Origin of the sequence: Halomonas rhizosphaerae (assembly GCF_030010555.1) — a bacterium.
Lineage (GTDB): Bacteria > Pseudomonadota > Gammaproteobacteria > Pseudomonadales > Halomonadaceae > Halomonas > Halomonas rhizosphaerae.
In genome coordinates this window covers 1-17,602 of record NZ_JASCQP010000005.1, presented here as the reverse complement: position 1 = coordinate 17,602, position 17,602 = coordinate 1, and the positions used below count along the sequence as shown (strand labels likewise).

Annotated in this window: 17 protein-coding genes; 9 read left to right on the top strand and 8 right to left on the bottom strand. The window is 68.7% G+C overall.

What is annotated here, in order from left to right; translation table 11 throughout:
- Positions 1–24 precede the first annotated feature (24 nt).
- Positions 25–2,226 (bottom strand): fatty acid oxidation complex subunit alpha FadB, encoded by a 2,202-nt coding sequence (fadB, locus tag QLQ83_RS00590; protein ID WP_282733641.1) that lies wholly within the window; start codon positions 2,224–2,226, stop codon positions 25–27.
- Positions 2,227–2,370: 144 nt separating this feature from the next.
- Here fadB and QLQ83_RS00585 point away from each other — a divergent pair, with 144 nt between their 5' ends.
- Positions 2,371–3,774, top strand: a complete 1,404-nt coding sequence (locus QLQ83_RS00585) for a DUF5924 family protein (RefSeq protein ID WP_326521395.1) — start codon at positions 2,371–2,373, stop codon at positions 3,772–3,774.
- 69 nt (positions 3,775–3,843) lie between these two features.
- Positions 3,844–4,287: a transcriptional regulator SlyA gene (gene slyA / locus QLQ83_RS00580; protein ID WP_282733640.1), complete on the top strand. Its 444-nt coding sequence runs from the start codon at positions 3,844–3,846 to the stop codon at positions 4,285–4,287.
- Between the two features lie 6 nt (positions 4,288–4,293).
- Here the strand turns inward: slyA and QLQ83_RS00575 are convergent, their stop codons facing one another.
- Positions 4,294–4,824 (bottom strand): preprotein translocase subunit YajC, encoded by a 531-nt coding sequence (locus QLQ83_RS00575; protein ID WP_282733639.1) that lies wholly within the window; start codon positions 4,822–4,824, stop codon positions 4,294–4,296.
- A 106-nt stretch (positions 4,825–4,930) separates the two neighbouring features.
- Here QLQ83_RS00575 and QLQ83_RS00570 point away from each other — a divergent pair, with 106 nt between their 5' ends.
- Entirely contained in the window at positions 4,931–5,386 is a 456-nt protein-coding gene (locus QLQ83_RS00570) for a universal stress protein (protein WP_282733638.1), read from the top strand.
- 86 nt (positions 5,387–5,472) lie between these two features.
- On the opposite strand, the gene QLQ83_RS00565 is transcribed toward QLQ83_RS00570, so the two are convergent.
- Positions 5,473–7,404, bottom strand: a complete 1,932-nt coding sequence (locus QLQ83_RS00565; protein WP_282733637.1) for an ATP-binding cassette domain-containing protein — start codon at positions 7,402–7,404, stop codon at positions 5,473–5,475.
- A gap of 100 nt (positions 7,405–7,504) precedes the next feature.
- Here QLQ83_RS00565 and QLQ83_RS00560 point away from each other — a divergent pair, with 100 nt between their 5' ends.
- Together QLQ83_RS00560 and QLQ83_RS00555 are read left to right on the top strand one after the other, a co-directional pair.
- On the top strand, positions 7,505–8,392 hold the full coding sequence (locus QLQ83_RS00560; protein WP_282733636.1) for a TatD family hydrolase: 888 nt from the start codon (positions 7,505–7,507) through the stop codon (positions 8,390–8,392).
- 1 nt (position 8,393) lies between these two features.
- A complete protein-coding gene (locus QLQ83_RS00555) occupies positions 8,394–8,948 on the top strand; it encodes a hypothetical protein (RefSeq protein ID WP_282733635.1) in 555 nt (184 codons plus the stop codon).
- Between the two features lie 14 nt (positions 8,949–8,962).
- On the opposite strand, the gene QLQ83_RS00550 is transcribed toward QLQ83_RS00555, so the two are convergent.
- Positions 8,963–11,134, bottom strand: coding sequence for a thiamine pyrophosphate-dependent enzyme (locus QLQ83_RS00550; RefSeq protein ID WP_282733634.1), 2,172 nt, complete (start codon positions 11,132–11,134; stop codon positions 8,963–8,965).
- Between the two features lie 36 nt (positions 11,135–11,170).
- Positions 11,171–11,746, bottom strand: coding sequence for an elongation factor P hydroxylase (locus QLQ83_RS00545; protein ID WP_282733633.1), 576 nt, complete (start codon positions 11,744–11,746; stop codon positions 11,171–11,173).
- A gap of 206 nt (positions 11,747–11,952) precedes the next feature.
- On the opposite strand from QLQ83_RS00545, the gene QLQ83_RS00540 reads away from it, so the two are divergent.
- The 3 genes from QLQ83_RS00540 to QLQ83_RS00530 all read left to right on the top strand — a co-directional run bounded on the left by QLQ83_RS00540 (position 11,953) and on the right by QLQ83_RS00530 (position 15,212).
- Positions 11,953–13,344, top strand: a complete 1,392-nt coding sequence (locus QLQ83_RS00540; protein WP_407650072.1) for an MATE family efflux transporter — start codon at positions 11,953–11,955, stop codon at positions 13,342–13,344.
- Entirely contained in the window at positions 13,316–14,383 is a 1,068-nt protein-coding gene (locus QLQ83_RS00535) for a DUF3080 family protein (RefSeq protein ID WP_282733631.1), read from the top strand. The genes QLQ83_RS00540 and QLQ83_RS00535 overlap by 29 nt, the downstream gene beginning before the upstream one ends.
- A 112-nt stretch (positions 14,384–14,495) precedes the next feature.
- A complete protein-coding gene (locus QLQ83_RS00530; protein WP_282733630.1) occupies positions 14,496–15,212 on the top strand; it encodes a hypothetical protein in 717 nt (238 codons plus the stop codon).
- 15 nt (positions 15,213–15,227) lie between these two features.
- Here the strand turns inward: QLQ83_RS00530 and tusA are convergent, their stop codons facing one another.
- On the bottom strand, positions 15,228–15,479 hold the full coding sequence (gene tusA / locus QLQ83_RS00525; RefSeq protein ID WP_282733629.1) for a sulfurtransferase TusA: 252 nt from the start codon (positions 15,477–15,479) through the stop codon (positions 15,228–15,230).
- Positions 15,480–15,520: 41 nt separating this feature from the next.
- Between tusA and QLQ83_RS00520 the strand changes: the two genes are divergently transcribed.
- Entirely contained in the window at positions 15,521–15,811 is a 291-nt protein-coding gene (locus QLQ83_RS00520) for an antibiotic biosynthesis monooxygenase family protein (RefSeq protein WP_106228982.1), read from the top strand.
- A gap of 11 nt (positions 15,812–15,822) precedes the next feature.
- On the opposite strand, the gene rlmM is transcribed toward QLQ83_RS00520, so the two are convergent.
- Together rlmM and QLQ83_RS00510 are read right to left on the bottom strand one after the other, a co-directional pair.
- The gene (gene rlmM / locus QLQ83_RS00515; RefSeq protein WP_282733628.1) at positions 15,823–16,896 is read right to left on the bottom strand and encodes a 23S rRNA (cytidine(2498)-2'-O)-methyltransferase RlmM; all 1,074 of its coding nucleotides are present in this window, start codon (positions 16,894–16,896) and stop codon (positions 15,823–15,825) included.
- Complete coding sequence (locus tag QLQ83_RS00510; RefSeq protein ID WP_282733627.1) at positions 16,893–17,321, bottom strand: DUF2721 domain-containing protein; 429 nt, start codon at positions 17,319–17,321, stop codon at positions 16,893–16,895. Before QLQ83_RS00510 ends, rlmM begins: the two co-directional genes overlap by 4 nt.
- Between the last annotated feature and the right edge of the window lie 281 nt (positions 17,322–17,602).

The following is a 17,602-nucleotide window of genomic DNA, read 5'->3' as shown; positions in this document are numbered from 1 at the left end:
TGCGTGGCATCTCGTGTGGACGCGTCAGCCCTGGGCCTTGCTGGCGTAGAATTTCTCGCCGGAGGCGGCCATCTGGCGCAGCTTCTCGGTGGGCGCATAGAGCGGGCCGAGATGCTCGGCCAGGCGCTCGGCCTGGGCGACGAAGGCGTCGACGCCCATGGCATCGATGTAGCGCAGCGCACCGCCGCGGAACGGCGGGAAACCGATGCCGTAGATCAGCGCCATGTCGGCCTCGGCCGGGCTGCCGACGATGTCGTCCTCCAGGCAGCGCACGGTCTCAAGGCAGAGCGGCACCATCATGCGGGCGATGATCTCCTCGTCGGAGAACTCGCGGCGCTCCCTGGCCACGCCCTTGACCAGCTCGATGGCGGCCTCGTCGGTGACCTTCCGGGGCTTGCCCTTGCGGTCCTCCTCGTAGGCGTAGAAGCCCTTGGCGTTCTTCTGGCCCAGGCGGTCGTTCTCCACCATGACCTGGATGGCGCTCTTGCCCTGGCCGTCTCCCCGCTCACCGGCCATGCCGGCCATCCGCTCCGGGAAGCCCTCGGCCATCACCTCGCCGGCGTGCACCGCGGTGTCCATGCCCACCACGTCGAGCAGGTAGGCGGGTCCCATGGGCCAGCCGAATTTCTCCATCACCTTGTCGATATGCTGGAAGTCGGCGCCCTGCTCCACCAACTGGCTGAAGCCGCCGAAGTAGGGGAAGAGCACCCGGTTGACCAGAAACCCCGGGCAGTCGTTGACCACGATGGGCGTCTTGCCCATGGCCCGGGCATAGGCCACGGTGGCCGCCACCGCGGCGTCGGAGGTCTTCTCGCCGCGGATCACCTCCACCAGCGGCATGCGGTGCACCGGGTTGAAGAAGTGCATGCCGCAGAAGTTCTCAGGCCGCTTGAGGTTCTCGGCCAGGCGGGTGATGGAGATGGTCGAGGTGTTGGAGGCCAGTATCGTCTCCTCCCCCACCTGGCCTTCCACCTCGGTGAGCACCGCGTCCTTGACCTTGGGGTTCTCGACCACCGCCTCGACCACCAGATCGACGTGGCCGAAGTCGCCGTAGGAGAGGGTCGGGCGAATGTTGCTGAGCTTCTCGGCCATCTGCCCGGTGGAGAGCTTGCCCCGCTCCACCTGCTTGGCGAACAGCTTGCGGGCTTCCTTGAGGCCAAGCTCGATGGCCTCCTCCTTGATGTCCTTCATCAGGATGGGCGTGCCCTTGGAGGCGCTCTGGTAGGCGATGCCGCCCCCCATGATGCCGGCGCCGAGCACCGCCGCCTGCTTGACGGGCCGCGCCTGCTTCTCGTACTGGCTGCCTTTCTTCTTGACCACCTGGTCGTTCATGAACAGGCCGACCAGGTTGAAGGCCACCTCGGAGAGCGCCAGCTTGGCGAAGGCCTTGGCCTCGATGGCCTGGGCACGGGCGCGCGACTCGCCGGCGCCCTTCTGGACCACCTTGATGGCCTCCACCGGCGCCGGGTAGTGCGGTCCCGCCTTGCCCTTGACGTAGCCCTTGGCGGTCTCGAAGGCCATCATCTGCTCGAGGGGGCCGAGCGTGAGCGGCGCGCTCTTCTCGGCGCGGCGGGCCTGGTAGTCGAGCTCTCCCCGGTGGGCGCGGGCCAGGATGTCCAGGGCCGCGGCCTGCAGCTGCTCGCCCGGCACCACGGCGTCCACCGCCCCCATCGTCAGGGCGGCCTCGGCGCGGTTCTCGGTGCCGCCGGCGATCCACTCGATGGCGTTGTCGGCGCCGATGAGCCGCGGCAGGCGCACGCAGCCGCCCCAGCCGGGCAGGATGCCGAGCTTGGTCTCGGGCAGGCCGATTTTCGCGGACTCGGCCATGACGCGAAAGTCGGTGGTCAGGGTGATCTCGCAGCCTCCGCCCAGGGCCAGGCCATTGATGGCGGTGACGGTGGGGAACGGCAGGTCCTCGATGGCATTGAAGATGCCGTGCACCCGCTCGAGCATGGCCTCGAGCTGCTCCGGGCCCTGCTCGAACATGCCGTGGAACTCGGTGATGTCGGCGCCGACGATGAACGCCTCCTTGGCGCTGCCGATCACCAGCCCCTCGAGGCCCTTCTCGGCACGGATGGCCGCAACGGCCTCGCCCAGTTCCGCGACCACGGCGCTGGAGAGCTTGTTGACGGACTCGCCCTTCAGGTCGAAGGTCAGGGTGGCGATGGCATCGCCTGCTTCCTCGAGACCACGCGCCACCGTGATGGCATTGCCTTGATAGATCATCCACGAACCTCCATGCAGGAATTCATACGGCCGTTTGATTTTCGACAGCTTGGTGCAGCCGAGCCCTAACGTCAAGCCCCTGCCGACAGCATGGCAGGTCCCGACGACTCACCCCAGCGGGGCGGGCGCTGTTAGACTCGACGGATGAACCGAGAACCGCCGATGGGCGCGCCCCACTCCCCTGCATCCCCTGCCGCCGGCGAACCGTCACCGCGCCTCGGCGCCTGGCAGTCCCGCCTCGAACGCCTGGTGGAGCGCGCCCGGCCCTGGAGCTGGCTGTGGCCCCCGATGGCCCTGGCCGCCGGGCTGGGGAGCTTCTTCCTGGTCGAGCGCCAGCAGTGGCTGGGCGGCATGCTGGCCCTGGGCATGCTGCTGGCCTGGGTACTGCTGCTCTCCGAGAGCCTGATCGGCCGACTGCTGGTCCGGCGTGGCTACCCGCCCCTGCCCCGGGGTGTGACCACCTTCATCGCCCAGTTGATCCACCAGGAGACCCTGTTCTTCACCCTGCCCTTCCTGCTCGCCACCACGGTATGGCACAGCGGCCAGGCGCTTTTCACCCTGCTGGTCCTGGCCATGGCGCTGCTGTCGATCCTCGACCCGCTCTACTATCGGCTGGCCGGTCGGCTGCGCTGGGTCTACTTCGCCTTCCATGCGCAGTGCGTGTTCCTGGTGGTCCTGGTCACCCTGCCCACCCTGCTCCACCTGACCACCGGCCAGAGCCTGCTGCTGGCCATCGGCGCCATGGTGCTGTTCAGCCTGCCGAGCCTGATGCACCTGCTGCGGCCCATGAGTCCCTCGCGCTGGCTGGCGATGCTGGCCCTGCTGCCGTTGCTGGCCGGCGTGGCCTGGGCGGGACGCGCCTGGGTGCCGCCGGCCAGCCTGTGGATCTCGGGCAGTGCCCTCTCGCCCGAGTTCGATACCGAGGCCAGGAGACCGGTCGGCAGCACGTCCCTGACCCCGGCGGCACTGACCAGCGAGGGGCTCTATGCCTTCACGGCGATCCATGCCCCTCGCGGCCTGCGCGAGGAGGTGGTGCATGTATGGCGACAGGACGGCGAGGAGGTCGACCGCATCCCGCTGGAGATCCAGGGGGGACGCGCGGCCGGCTACCGGGCCTGGAGCCACAAGCAGAACTTCCCCGAGGAGGCGGGCGGCAGATGGCGCATCGACGTGATGACCGACAGCGGCCAGCGGATCGGGATGCTGCGCTTCACGGTGAGTGACGACGCCGGGGCGGCGACCCTGGCCGACGGCACGATACAGCGGCCCTCGGGCATTCCCGGCCTGGATGTCCGGCGGCTCCTGCCCCGGCCCGAGTCCGTTACAGAGGCGGGACCCGAGGAGGCACCCGAGGAGGAGGTCCAGCAGGCGGCGGCGAAGGCGCCCGGCTCCCCGGGTCCCGAGGAGGCCCCGGAGGACGAGACCCGGGCGGACGAGGAAGGCGAGGAAGGCGAGGAAGGCGAGGAAGGCGAGGAAGGCGAGGAAGGCGAGGAAGGCGAGGAAGGCGAGGCAGAGGATGACGCCGGATCGGCCAAGGGTGTGCAATGATAAGCCTGCTTGCATTACACGGCGGCGGTTCGGACAATCCGCTCAGGCTCATCCCGGATGCACAGACCCATGCACCAGAACATCGGCTTCCAGCTGTCCCGCGTGCCGCGCCTGTGGCGCGCCGTCATCGACCGGCGACTGGCGCCGCTGGGCCTGACCCAGACCCGCTGGATCACCCTCTACCACCTCTGGCGGCTCGGTGACGGCCAGCCGCAGTGCGACCTGGCCCGCGCCATCGGCGTCGAGGCGCCCTCACTGGTCCGTACCCTGGACCAGCTCTCCGAGCAGGGACTGATCGAGCGGCGCGGCTGCGACCAGGACCGCCGCACCAAGCGCATCTACCTGACGCCCGAGGCCACGCCGCTGCTGGAGCAGATCGATGCGGTGGTCAGCCAGGCGCGCAGCGAGATGCTGGCCGGCCTCGACGACGCGGAGGTCGACCAGCTGGCGAGCCTGCTGTCGCGCATCGAGGAGAACGGCCTGGCGATCCAGGCCCGCGAGGATGCACAGTGACCGCGCTCAGGCGCGCGGGCCCTCCAGGGGCACCTCCTTCTCGGGATGGTCGGGACGCCCGGCCAGGGCGTCGCGCAGGGCCGTGAAGTCCTCCAGATAGCTGGAGAAGCGCTCGGTATCCTGCGACTCCCACCACCAGAGCCCGAGGGCGGCCCGGTTCGACTCCAGCACACTGGCATCCAGCGGCAGGCGCGTCAGCAGCGCCTCGAGGGGCGCCTCGGCCGCCGCCGGCAGGGGCCGCAGCGGCTCGAAGCGCCAGTACCAGCCATGCCGGAACGGCTTGAGCGCCGGCCCGGCCTTCGAATCTCGCACCAGCGTGAAGTCGGGCCCCGGCTGTTGCGGCGGATAGGGCCAGCGGTAGTGGGGCATGACGCCCCTGGCTTCATGAAAGGGTGGCTTGTCCAGCTTGACGGTGACGCCCGCCCGGCTCATGGCCGTTCGCATCCGCGCCACCCGCTTCTGGCGCGGGTTCGGCTTGAGCCAGAGTAGCGGCGAGATCACCAGCATCACCGCGACGAGAATGATCAACCATGCCATGCCGTTCTCCCTGTGAATCTTGATGCAAGTCGTTGTCTTGTCACGCGAGCCGTCCTAGAGTGGAAGCATCCCCAAACACGCTGGATGCTGTACGGAGAGTCACACCATGAGCAACGAATATCGTCATGTCCTGGTCGCCGTCGACCTGACAAAGGACTCCCACAAGGTCCTGGAGCGGGCGATGCAGATCGCCGACCGCAACCAGGCCAAGCTGTCCATCATGCATACCCTGGAGCCGCTGGGCTTCGCCTATGGCGGCGACATCCCCATGGACCTCACCAGCATCCAGGACCAGCTCGACGAGCACGCCAAGCAGCGCCTGGCCGAGATCGCCGACACCCATGTGCCCAAGGAGAACCAGCACGTGGTGGTGGGCATGCCCGATACCGAGATCCACCGCTTCGCCGAGGAGCATGACGTCGACCTGATCGTGGTCGGCTCCCACGGCCGCCATGGCTTCGCCCTGCTGCTCGGCTCCACCTCCACCGGTGTGCTGCACGGCGCCCAGTGCGACGTACTGGCCGTGCGGGTGGGGGCCAAGGGCGAGAAGAGCGAGGAGTAACCGCCCGCTTCGACCCGATAGACCGCAAGGGCGCCCCTTGGGCGCCCTTGCTGTTTCGGGCCCTACGCCGGCGACGCCTCGCCCTGTCACTCTCCTGCCGCCATCGCCTCCAGTTCCATCCAGCGCTCCATGGCCGCTTCCAGCTCGGCCTGGGTATCGTTCAGCGACTGCAGGGTCGCGGTCACGGTCTCGGCATCCTGCTGGTAGAAGGCCGGGTCGCCGACCCGTGCCTCGAAGGCGGCCACCTCGCCCTCGAGGCGCTCGATCTCGGCCGGCAGGCCGTCGAGCTCGCGCTGCAGCTTGTAGGAGAGCTTGGCCGGCCGGTTCGCCGTGGCGGACTCGGAGGCCGACCTGGCCTCTGCCGCGTTATTGCTCGCCGCCGGGGCCGCGGGTTCGGCCTGCTGGCGCGCCGCCCCCTCCCAGGGGGCCGGGGGCAGCCTGCCCCCCTGGCGTACCCAGTCGCTGTAGCCGCCCACGTACTCGCGCACCCGGCCCTGGCCCTCGAAGGCCAGCACGCTGGTCACCACGTTGTCCATGAAGGCGCGGTCGTGGGAAACCAGCAACAGGGTGCCGTCGAAGTCGAGCAGCAGTTCCTCGAGCAGCTCCAGGGTCTCGACGTCGAGGTCGTTGGTGGGCTCGTCGAGCACCAGGACATTGGCCGGCTGGGTGAACAGCTTGGCCAGCAGCAGGCGGTTGGACTCGCCGCCGGAGAGCGCCTTGACCGGTTGGCGCACCCGGTCCGGGGTGAACAGGAAGTCCTGCAGGTAGCTCATCACGTGGCGGTCGCGGCCGCCCACGGCGATGCGATCGCTGCCCTGGGCCACGTTGTCGTAGACGCTCTTCTCCGGCTCCAGCCCGGCGCGCAGCTGGTCGAAATAGGCGACCTGCAGCTTGGTCCCGAACTGCACCTTGCCCTCGGTCGGCTCGAGCTCGCCGAGCAGGATCTTGAGCAGGGTCGTCTTGCCGGCACCGTTGCGGCCGATGAAGCCGATGCGGTCGCCGCGCTGGATCTCGAGGCTGAGGTCGTCGATCACCACCTCGTCGCCGAAGCGCTGGGTGACGTGCTCGAGGCTCACTACCCGCTTGCCGCTGCGGGCGCCGCTGTCGACGGAGAGCGAGGCCTTGCCCTGGCGTTCGCGGCGTTCGCTGCGCTCCCGGCGCAGCTGCTCCAGCGCCCTCACCCGTCCCTCGTTGCGGGTGCGCCGTGCCTTGATGCCCTGGCGGATCCAGGCCTCCTCCTGGGCGAGCTTCTTGTCGAACTCGGCATGCTCCCGGGCCTCGACCTCCAGTTCGTGGGTCTTCTGCTCCTGGTAGGCGGCGTAATCCCCGGGATAGCGGCCCAGGCGCCCGCGGTCGAGCTCGAGGATCGCCGTGGCAAGCTTCGAGAGGAAGGCACGGTCGTGGGTGATGAAGAGCACGGCGCCATTGAAGTCCAGCAGCTGCTCCTCGAGCCAGGCGATGGTGTCGAGGTCGAGGTGGTTGGTGGGCTCGTCTAACATTAGCAGGTCGGGCTCGGCGACCAGCGCCCGGGCCAGCGCCACGCGGCGCCGCCAGCCACCGGAGAGCGCGGCCATCTCGGCGTCGGCAGGCAGCCCCAGTCGGGTCAGCACCACGTCGATGCGCTGGTGGAAGGACCAGCCGTCGATCGCCTCGATCCGCGTCTGCAGCTCGGCCATGCGTCGCATGTCCGGCGTCTCGTCGTGGATCAGGTGGTGATACTCGGAGAGCAGTTCACCGGCCTCGGGAAGGCCCTGGGCCACCACGTCGAAGATGGTCTGGCCGGTGGCATCCGGCAGCTCCTGGGCGAGCACCCCGATCTTCAACCCCGGCGCCCGCCAGATGTGGCCACCATCGGCCTGGATCTCGCCGGCCACCAGCTTGAGCAGGGTCGACTTGCCGGTCCCGTTGCGCCCCACCAGGGCGAGGCGCTCGCCCTTCTCCAGCACCAGGTCGGCGCCGTCGAGCAGCACTTGGGTGCCGTAGGCCAGTTGCAGCTGTTCCAGACGTAGCAGGGTCACGCGCTCACCTCTTCATTCATCGAGGGCGCTAGTGTAACGCATGGCCGGCCCGCCGTGGCGACGGGTACAATGCGCGCCTGATCCCAGAAGGAGTTCCGCCTTGGTTGCCCCGACCGCCCCCTGCGACGACGTCCTGCCCCAGGCCCTGCGCTTCACCTCGCCCGGGCCGCTGGTGGACATCGGCGCCAACCTGACCCACGCGAGTTTCGCCCGGGACCTGGCGGCGGTGCTGGCCCGCGCCCGGGCGGCGAACGTCACCACCCTGATTCTCACCGGCACCGACCGCGAGCATGCCGAACAGGCCGTGGCGCTGGCCCGTCGCCACCCGGGGCTCTTCGCCACCGCCGGGGTGCACCCCCACGATGCCAGCCACTGGGACCCGGCGCTGGAGCGGTCGATGCGCGACCTGCACCGCCAGCCCGAGGTGGTGGCGGTGGGCGAGTGCGGCCTCGACTTCAACCGCAACTTCTCTACCCCCGCCGAGCAGGAGCGCGCCTTCGAGGCCCAGCTCGGCCTGGCGGCGGAGAGCGGCAAGCCGCTGTTCCTCCATGAGCGGGACGCCGGGCGCCGCATGCGCGAGATGCTGCATGCCTGGCGAGACGATATCCCCGACGCGGTAGTGCACTGCTTCACCGCCGATCGCGAGACCCTCTACGGTTACCGGGACCTGGACCTGCACATCGGCCTGACCGGCTGGCTGTGCGACGAGCGTCGCGGCCACCACCTGCGCGAGCTGGTCGGCGAGATTCCCCTGGACCGGCTGATGGTGGAAACCGACTGCCCGTACCTGCTGCCGCGCAATTTACCTGCCAAACTCAAGGGCAGACGCCACGAACCGGCCCTGCTGCCCTGGATCGTGCGGGAAATCGCCCACTGGCGCGGCATGGACGAGGTCGCGCTGGCCCACGCCACCACCGCGACCGCGCTCGCCTTCTTCCGCCTGCCGGCAGGCGAGACGCGCCACGCCATCGAACATGAGGAGTCCTGACATGGCCGGCCCCGAGAGCAAGGAGATTCCCGGCTTCATCGCCGTCGAGACCGGCGAGGACGGCGGATTGCCGCTGGCCATCGCCTGGACACTGCCCGACGGGCGGGTCAAACACACCCTGATCCAGCCGGACGACGACTGGCTGGACAGCGAGATGGTCTCGCTGGGCGAGTACAGCCTGGAGGAGCTCAACAGCATGGGCGTGAGCCCGCTGGACGTGATCCGCGAGCTCGAGAATGACCACTTCAGCAAAACCCTCTTCACGGCAGGCGTGAGTGATGACGAGGCGGCGATCTCGCGACTCTTCGACACCTACGGCCTCGACCCCTTCGTCGAACTGGCCCCGGCAGAGAGCCTCTATGCTGAGATCGAACCCGGCGACTGGGCCCGGGCCCGGGGCGAGCTGTTCGGCGAGCTAGGCCTCGAGCCGCTGCGCCCCGAGCACGAGGTGGCGGTGATGCTCAACCTGCACCAACGCCTCGCCCCGGGCATCGCCTCTCCCGAAGTCCTGCCCTTCGATGGCCGTCTGCTGGACGGCGATGACGTTGACGACTGAGCGCGACCCTGCCACTACGCCCCCGGCCGCCCCAGCAGCTCCCTGGCCCGTTCGACGATGCCCACCACCGAGGGCAGCGTGACCGTGGCGGCCGGCCCCAGGGGGATGAAGCTGTCCTCGGCGGTCAGCCGCGCCAGGCGCTCGCCCGCCACGCCGCGCTCGACCAGGCCGGTGATCAGCTCCTCGCTCGGCGAGCCCGACCGCCGGCACTCGTCCACCACCAGGATGCCCGCACAGTCAGCCACCCGGCGATGCAGGGCATCGTGGTCGATGGCGGTCAGCCAGCGCAGGTCGATGAGGCGCAGCGCGATGCCCTCGTCCTCGAGGCGGACGGCCGCCTGCCGTGACAGGTGGATCCCGTTGCCGTAGCTGACGATGGCCAGGTCGCGCCCCTCTCCCCATTGGCCGAGCTCACCCACCGCCAGGCGGTAATCCGGCCCCGGATCGGCGCAGCAGCCGCGATCGTCCCCCTCCTCCAGCAGGTCCCGGGCGTGGTAGCGGGCGATGGGCTCGAGCACCACCACCACCCGCTGCTCCTCGTCGGCCAGGCGCACCGCCTCCTGCAGCAGCCCCACCGCCTCGGCCCCGCTGGATGGGCAGGCCACCAGCAGCCCGGGGATGTCGCGCAGCACGGCAATCGCATTGTCGTTATGGAAGTGACCGCCGAAGCCCTTCTGGTAGCCGAGCCCGGCAATACGCACCACCATCGGGTTGGTGTACTGGCCAGCGGAGAAGAAGCTCAGCGTGGCCGCCTCACCGCGCAGCTGGTCCTCGGCGTTGTGCAGGTAGGCGAGGAACTGGATCTCCAGGATCGGCACCAGGCCGCTCTGGGCCAGGCCAATCCCCAGTCCCAGGATGCTCTGCTCGTCGAGCAGCGTATCGATCACCCGGTGCGGGCCGAACTGCGCCTGCAGCCGCTGGGTGACCCCGTAGACACCGCCCTTGCGGCCGATGTCCTCGCCGGCCATCACCAGGTGCGGATAGCGGATCATCAGCCGCGCCAGCGCCTGGTTGATCAGCCTGGCCATGGGGGCCGGGGTGGGATCGACCTCCCCCTGCCAGGGTTGCTGCCGGCCGGGACGCGACGGCGGCACGATGCTCGCCATGACCTCTGCGGCGCTCTCGAGCTGCGGTCGCCGGATCACCGCCTCGGCCTCCCGGGCAACCCGCTCGCCGATCGCCCGGTAGCGCTCGGCGATCGCCTCCACGGAGAGCACGCCGTGGCGACGCAGCAGGCCGGCGCTGACCAGCAGCGGGTCGCGGGCCTCGTCGGCCTCGATGCGTGCGGCCGACAGGTAGGCCTGCTGGGCATCGGAACCGGCATGCCCGAACAGGCGCACACAGTGCATGTGGAGGAACACCGGCTGACGACGGGTGCGGGCGATGTGCGCGGCCTCACGGGCGACCCGCCAGGTGTCCAGCAGGTCGAGACCGTCGCAGGCGAGATAGTGAAAGCCGGGACGGGCGCGCATGCTGGCGGCGATCCAGCCAGGCGGCGTGGGCATGGAGATGCCGATGCCGTTGTCCTCGCAGACCATCACCAGCGGCATGGGCGCGCCCTGCCAGGCGGCCCAGCCCGCGGCATTGAGGGCGCCCTGGGCGGTGGAGTGGTTGAAGGAGGCATCGCCGAAGCTGCAGATCACCACGCTGTCCGGCGCCCACTCGCCGCCGCCACCCAGGCGCCGCCACAGGCCGAGGCTGTGGGCCGCCCCCACCGCCTTGGGCAGGTGGGAGGCGATGGTGCTGGTCTGCGGCGGGATGCTGAGCCGTCTCGAGCCCAGCACCTTGTGGCGACCACCGGAGATCGGGTCCTCCGACGAGGCCGTGACGCTCAGCAGCAGGTCGCGGATCGGCGTCTGGCCCGGCACGGCTCGGCTGCGCTGGATCAGGAAGGCGGCGTCACGGTAGTGCAGGAAGGCCGGATCGCCGGGGCGGAACGCCAGGGCGATGGCGGCGTTGCCCTCGTGGCCGGCACTGCCGATGGTGTAGAAGCCCTCGCCCCGTGCCTGGAGCCGCCGGGCCTGGAGGTCGAGGTGGCGGCTGGTCAGCTGTGAATCGAAGAGCTCGACCAGCGCCTCGGGGGACAACCCCACTTCGTCGAGCCGCCCGGCCTTCGCGGGGTCGGGCCACTCATCATCGCGCAGGGCGGCGAGGAAGCGGTGCTCCTGGGGCAGGGAGTCGGCCACGGGCGGCCTCCGATCGGCTGGACACTGACCTCAAGCCTAGTCGATCGCCGGGACGGGCTGCGACCCTGCCGACGCGAGCCGACGGCGCCCGGCCGCCACGGCCTGCTCGAGGCTGGCCCCTTCACGATAGTAGGCCGCCAGCGCCCGCCGGAAGGCCGCCGCACGGGCCGGCAGCCCTTCGCGCAGGTAGCGCTCGGCGCGCGCCTCGACCCGTGCCTGGAAGCCCTCGCGGTCGACCTCCACCTCGCCCAGGTTGTCGACGCTGACGTTGAAGGGCCGGCCGCAGGCTCGCGAGAAGAGCAGTTCCAGCGCCTGGGGCGCCACCTCCACCGCCTCGAAGTCGCGCTGCTCGCTGGCGTCCCGGCCGTCGGGCAGGTACCAGTAGCCGTAGTCCTCGAGCCGTCGCCGCCGGGCCCCGGCGATGCACCAATGGCTGACCTCGTGCAGGGCGCTGGCGTAGAAACCCCGGGCGAAGATCACCCGGTGCCAGGGAGAGGCATCGTCGGCCGGCAGGTAGAGGGGCTCGCCGCCGCCGCGCACCAGGCGGGTTTGATAACGGGGCAGGAAGAGGCCGTCGAACAGCGCAATGACATCCTCGAGTCGGTGGCTCACGCAGGCTCCTGAAAGGCGTAAAGGGCGCCATTATAGGGGCAAGGAGGCGCGGCGCGAAAATCGATGCCTCCTGATAGACTGAGCGGCCTGCCGGCGCTCGTCCCGGGCCGGACGCTGCCGACTCACTCTCGACGCATGGAGCTGCTGCCTTGGCCTCGTTCGCCTCACGCCTGCTGGCCACCAGCCGCAAGGAAACGCGCCCCCTGATGCGCCTGGCCCTGCCCATCTGCGGGGCACAGCTGGCCCAGGCCGGCATGAGCGTCGCCGACGTGATGATGACCGGGCGACTCAGCGCCACCGACCTCGCGGCCGTCTCGGTGGGCTCCAGTCTGTGGATGCCGCTGATGCTGTTCATGACCGGCACGCTCATGGGGCTGACGCCGATCGTCGCCCAGCTGCTGGGGGGCGGCCGCACGGCAGGGATCCGCCCCTGCGTCCACCAGGCACTGTGGATCGCCCTCGTCCTGGGCATGGTCGCCGCGGCGCTGCTGTGGTTCACGGTAATGCCGATCTTCCGCCTGATGGCGGTGCCCGAGGAGGTCGCCGGGCGCGCCGCCGCCTACCTGGCCGCCGTGGCCTTCGGCATGCCCGGGGTGGCCCTCTTCCAGGCGCTGCGCGCCTTCTCGGACGGCATGAACCATACCCGACCGTCGCTGTGGATCAGCCTGGTCGGCCTCGGGGTGAACATCCCCTGCAACTTCGTACTGATCTACGGCGGCGAGGGGCTGACGGGGCTGTTCGGCGACTGGCTGCCTGGCAGCGTGCAGGACTTGCCGGCCCTCGGCGCCCTGGGCTGCGGCATTGCCACGGCGCTCTCCATGTGGGTGATGGGCCTGGCGATGATCGCCTACACCCGGCGCTCTCGGGCCTATGGTGACGTCGCGCTCTGGCATTCGCCGACGTCCCCACGTTGGGCGCTGATCGGCGAGCTGCTCCACGTGGGCGTGCCCATCGGCGTAGCGATCTTCGTGGAGGTGACACTGTTCACCCTGATCGCCCTGTTCATCGCCAGTCTCGGCGAGATCACCGTGGCGGCCCACCAGGTAGCGCTCAACTACACCTCGATCCTGTTCATGCTGCCGCTCTCCCTGGGCATGGCCCTGACCGTGCGGGTCGGCAACACCCTGGGCCAGGGCCGCCCCGATGCCGCCCGACTGGTGGCCTGGCACGGCATCCTGGTGGCGCTGGCCGTGGCGGGGCTCAACAGCCTGTTGCTGTGGCTCACCGCCGAGCCGGTGATCAGGCTTTATACTCACGACAGCGAGGTGCAGCGCCTGACCCTGACGCTGGTCGGCCTGGCGATTCTTTACCAGGTATCGGACGCCCTGCAGGTCAACCTGGCCGGGGCCTTGCGGGGCTACAAGGACACCCGCATCATCATGCTGATCACCCTGCTGGCCTACTGGCTGGTGGGGCTGGGGGGAGGTCACTGGCTGGGAGAGCATGGCCTGCTCGGGTGGATCGACCCGCTGGGTGTCCACGGCTACTGGATCGGCCTGATTGGCGGCTTGACCACCGCCGCCGTGCTGCTGGGCGAGCGGCTCAGGCGCATCAGCAAGGCGAAGGCCCATGGAGAGATCGAGATTCCTGCGGAGTGACGCCGACCGTGCATCCCGCCATCGCGGGATCCAGGGGCTAGTGGCGATGCTGTTACTGCTGCTGGCCGGCTGCGGCGAGGGCGACAGCGAGGTCCTGCTCCGCGACTACCAGCAGCGCCTCGCCGAGGCCCTCTCGCTCGAGGCGCCGCCACGCTCGGTCCCGGACAATATCGCGGCCTTCCCCGCACAGGACCAGCGGCTGTTCGAGATTGTCGAGACCCGCGAGGGCATGCTCGACATCTATGCACTGCGCGAGTGTCATATCGCCAACCTCGTGGCGGGACGCAACAACCAGCTCGGCAAGGTGGCGCCCCCCAGCCAGCGCTGGCTCTACGAGCTCGAACTTTGGCGCCGGCTGAGCGGCTGCTGGAACAGCGACGCACCGGACGCCCTCTCCGATGACAGCCGTGAACGCCTGGCCCGGCTCACCGCCACCAAGACCGACCAGCTGCCACAGGTCAGCTGGAACGCCCTGTTCGCCTCCGAAGAGTGGGTAAAGAACTTCTCCCGGGCGAGCTCTCCCCTCTCCCCGGAGGCCCTCGACGAGGTCGAGCCACGCAGCGCCGCCCTGAGCTATCTGCGCGAGGCGACCCTGCACCAGTTCGACCGGACCTGGGTTCCCGAGTCGGCCACCCTTGAGGGTCACCTCAAGACCCTGCAGGAGCGCCCGCTCTCGGCCGAGCTGCTGCGCACCCTGCTGCTCGCCGAACAGCGCCTGAACGAAGCCTCGACGCTGATCGAGGACGCCCTGGAAGGCGATGGCGGGGCAGCCTGTGGCGAAGCGCCCGACCGCCTGGCCGGCTCGCCCGAGGCGACCCGACTGGCGACCTGGCTGGATGAGCTAGACCGCGCCGCCCGGCACTGGCTCGGGGCCATCGACGCCCTCCTCGAGGTACATGTGGCGCCCCCGCCGGCGGTGGCCGACTATCGGCGACGCTGGCTGTCGCTGATCGACCCCGAGGCCCCCCTGCCGGCCTTCACGGCGGCCCGCGAGCGCCACGCTGCACTGCGCAATCGGCTCGCCCATCACTGCCGATGAACCGCCGGGACTTAACCTCGGCAATCACTCTGTGCTATTGATGAGACTACAGTGACGCAGTGCGCTGCTTACCAGGCCGATGCCGTGACCACGCAGCACTTGGAGGGACATCATGGGAATCCCGCAGTCACCACGCCCCGCCCAGGTCATCGACCTCGAGGCCATGCGCCAACGTCAACTGGCCCGGCGCCGGTTGGTTCGCCTTTCCCCCGAACTGGACAATCTGGAGATGGTCTATCGGCTCGCCTCGGATGCCGACACCCTGTATGGCATGCCCTTGCTGGCCTGGGGGCTGCAGGAAGATGGTGAGGTGGTCGGCCTGGTGCCGTGGATGGAAGCCCTCACGCCCTGCCATCGCCTGGATGACGCCGAACACGGCCATTTCATCGGCTATCGCGACCCGGAGACCGAGGAGCTCTTCGAGGAGGCCCCCGAACACAAGGTGCTGGAGCTCGAGCACGCCGCCGCCTACTTCGATTACGAGGAGACCGACGAGACCACGCTGATCCAGCAGCTTCCCGAGACCCAGGGGACCCATGCCCTGTGCATGGACGAGAGCGATGCGCCCTGGCAGCTGAAGCAGGTCTTCGGCTGGCGCCTGTACAGCGACGGTACCGTGGAGGCCCTGCTCGCCGACGAGCGGCTCATCGAGACCACCCCGATCCTGCCGGGCGACCCCTGCCTCTATCCCGGCCACAGCCGCCACCGCGTGGTCTACTTCTTCCAGCGGCAGATCGCCAACCGCATCCGCCACGAGGACCCCAACACCCTCGAGGCCCTGGCGCTGATGGTCATGCCCGGCAACGACGTTGACCCCCCGACCGACTGACGGACTGGTCGCGACTCAGCCGAGACGGATAAAGTAGAGGTAGCTGCCGTCGTCTTCCTGCTGGTACAGGAGCTCATGCCCGAGGAAACTGCAGAACTTGGGGATGTCACGGGTCGTGGCCGGGTCGCTGGCGACCACCTTGAGCACCTCCCCCGCGTGCATGTCGCGCACCTTGTTGTGCATCAGCATGATCGGCTCGGGGCAGTAGAGCCCCGTGGTATCGAGTTGTGCATCACAGGCCGGCAGGGAATCCGCGGAATCAACCATCGATGACCTCGTTTCAGGACAGTTAAGTAAGGGAGTAACGGATGATCAAGATCATTATCGAACGTCGTATCATGCCCGGCCTGGAGGAGGAATACGAGGCGGCCGCCCGGGAGGCCATGCGCCATTCCCTCGGTGCGCGCGGCTTCGTCGGCGGCGAGAGCCTCGTCGAACTAGGCCACAGCGATCGACGTCTGATGATCACCAAGTGGCGCGACATGCGCGCCTGGAAGGAGTGGTACCAGAGCGAGACACGCGCCCGGGTCATGCAGAGCCTGCTGCCGCTGCTGACCGAGGAGGAACGTATCCGCATCTACGAGCCCACGACCCACTGACGGCTCGCGGATCAGGCCACGCCCAGGATCCGCACGTGCACCGTCACCTCCTCGCGATCATGGTAGAGGTGGCGACACGCCACCTCGGCCCGGACGCCGGCCTCTGCGAGCGCAGACTCAAGGCCCGAGAGGCAGCGGGAGACCTCCTCCCAGCGTCGCTTCATGGGCAACTTCAGGTTGAAGACCGCCTCCCGGCACCAGCGCCTCACCAGCCAGCGCTGGACCATCGCCATCACGCGCGACGGCTTGTCGACGATATCGCACACCAGCCAGTCGAGCCGGCCGGGCGGTTCCCAGACGAAGCCGTCCTCGCGCAGGTGTTCCACCAGCCCCGTTGCCATCAATCCCTTGTCCATGGGGCCATTGTCGATGGCATAGACATGCATGCCGCGCTGCACCAGCTGCCAGGTCCAGCCGCCGGGGGCGGCGCCCAGGTCGGCCGCCTGCATGCCCTCCTCCAGGCGCTCGCCCCATTCGTCTCGCGGAATGAACTCGTGCCAGGCTTCCTCCAGCTTGAGGGTGGAGCGGCTCGGCGCACGATGGGGAAAACGCAACCGCCGAATTCCCCCCGGGAGTTCGCTGCGATTGCCGGGAAAGCTCATACCCAGTTGCACCCGGTCTCCGTCACTCCACAGCAGGTGAAGTCGGCGCCCGCCGGCCTTGCGCCGCAGGGCGCCCCGCTTCTTGAGCAGCGACTCCAGCGGTCGTTTGAGCGCCTTGATCAAGCCGGCGAGGGCCTTGGCCTCGTTGGTGTCCGGCGTCTCCTGCCAGACCGAATCGAAGCTCCAGCCACTCGCCACGACCTGGTCGAGTATCGGGGTGAGGCGATCCTCGCGCGGAAGCAATAGCGGCGGCAGCGCGAGCAGGCTCTGGCGGGCAAACACCAGACTCGCCAGCGGCAGTGCCCGATGCAGCGCGTTGGCTGGCGCATCCCCGGCAGCAATGAAGCGGACGAAACCGGCGTCTGGCTTGATATCGGCCTCTCCCTGCCAGCCCAGCGCCATGGCCTTTTCCGTGAGCTCTGCCGCCAGGTCCGGCTCGAACCCCGGACGACAATAGAGCAGCAGCTCACCGGCCACTGTCATGGGCCGGCCTCCTCGGACACCACGGAGGAAGTGCCCTTCCTCAGGTCCTCGATATCCTTCAACTGGACATTGAGTGCATTGGTGGAAATGGTCACCTCCCAGAGCGAGTAGATCAGCGATATGGACAGGGTCACCAGGCTCACGCCGAAGAGCAGCATGCCCAGCAGTTCGAGCGACAGGAAGAGTGCGAACATCGACAGCGTACAGAGCAGGAAGCTCAGCACACCCGCCACCTGCATGCGCTTGGTCAGGGAGATGCGCCGACGCAGCAGCACGATCTGTCGGGCGGTGCCGGACTGATGATGATCGCGCTCCTCGTCTGCCAGCTTGCGGATCAGCTGGGCGAGCACCAGGAAGCGGTTGGTATAGGCCAGCAGCAGCAACGAGATGGCGGGAAAGAGCAGGGCCGGGGTGGTCAGCGTCAAAGAAGGATCTCCGGTTGTCATTCGCAACGCCATGATAACAGCTGACACTTTCACGGGCCGCACATGAAAGAACCCCGTGCTCTTTCGAACACGGGGTCTTCTCGGGATAGGTGCCTGAGGATGATTGCGCCGGGCTCCGGCGGGCGGCGCTCCGCTACGCTTCATGGGGAGGCCCCCGAAACGACGAAACCCCGACCAATGGCCGGGGTTTCTGAATAAGTGCCTGACGATGACCTACTCTCGCATGGGGAGGCCCCACACTACCATCGGCGCTGAGCGGT

Excerpts from the sequence above, each read along its gene's own strand:
- fadB (WP_282733641.1), bottom strand. The coding sequence starts at position 2,226 with ATGATCTATCAAGGCAATGCCATCACGGTGGCGCGTGGTCTCGAGGAA.
- QLQ83_RS00585 (WP_326521395.1), top strand. The coding sequence starts at position 2,371 with ATGAACCGAGAACCGCCGATGGGCGCGCCCCACTCCCCTGCATCCCCT.
- slyA (WP_282733640.1), top strand. The coding sequence starts at position 3,844 with ATGCACCAGAACATCGGCTTCCAGCTGTCCCGCGTGCCGCGCCTGTGG.
- QLQ83_RS00575 (WP_282733639.1), bottom strand. The coding sequence starts at position 4,824 with ATGGCATGGTTGATCATTCTCGTCGCGGTGATGCTGGTGATCTCGCCG.
- QLQ83_RS00570 (WP_282733638.1), top strand. The coding sequence starts at position 4,931 with ATGAGCAACGAATATCGTCATGTCCTGGTCGCCGTCGACCTGACAAAG.
- QLQ83_RS00555 (WP_282733635.1), top strand. The coding sequence starts at position 8,394 with ATGGCCGGCCCCGAGAGCAAGGAGATTCCCGGCTTCATCGCCGTCGAG.
- QLQ83_RS00540 (WP_407650072.1), top strand. The coding sequence starts at position 11,953 with ATGCGCCTGGCCCTGCCCATCTGCGGGGCACAGCTGGCCCAGGCCGGC.
- QLQ83_RS00535 (WP_282733631.1), top strand. The coding sequence starts at position 13,316 with ATGGAGAGATCGAGATTCCTGCGGAGTGACGCCGACCGTGCATCCCGC.
- QLQ83_RS00530 (WP_282733630.1), top strand. The coding sequence starts at position 14,496 with ATGGGAATCCCGCAGTCACCACGCCCCGCCCAGGTCATCGACCTCGAG.
- tusA (WP_282733629.1), bottom strand. The coding sequence starts at position 15,479 with ATGGTTGATTCCGCGGATTCCCTGCCGGCCTGTGATGCACAACTCGAT.
- QLQ83_RS00520 (WP_106228982.1), top strand. The coding sequence starts at position 15,521 with ATGATCAAGATCATTATCGAACGTCGTATCATGCCCGGCCTGGAGGAG.
- rlmM (WP_282733628.1), bottom strand. The coding sequence starts at position 16,896 with ATGACAGTGGCCGGTGAGCTGCTGCTCTATTGTCGTCCGGGGTTCGAG.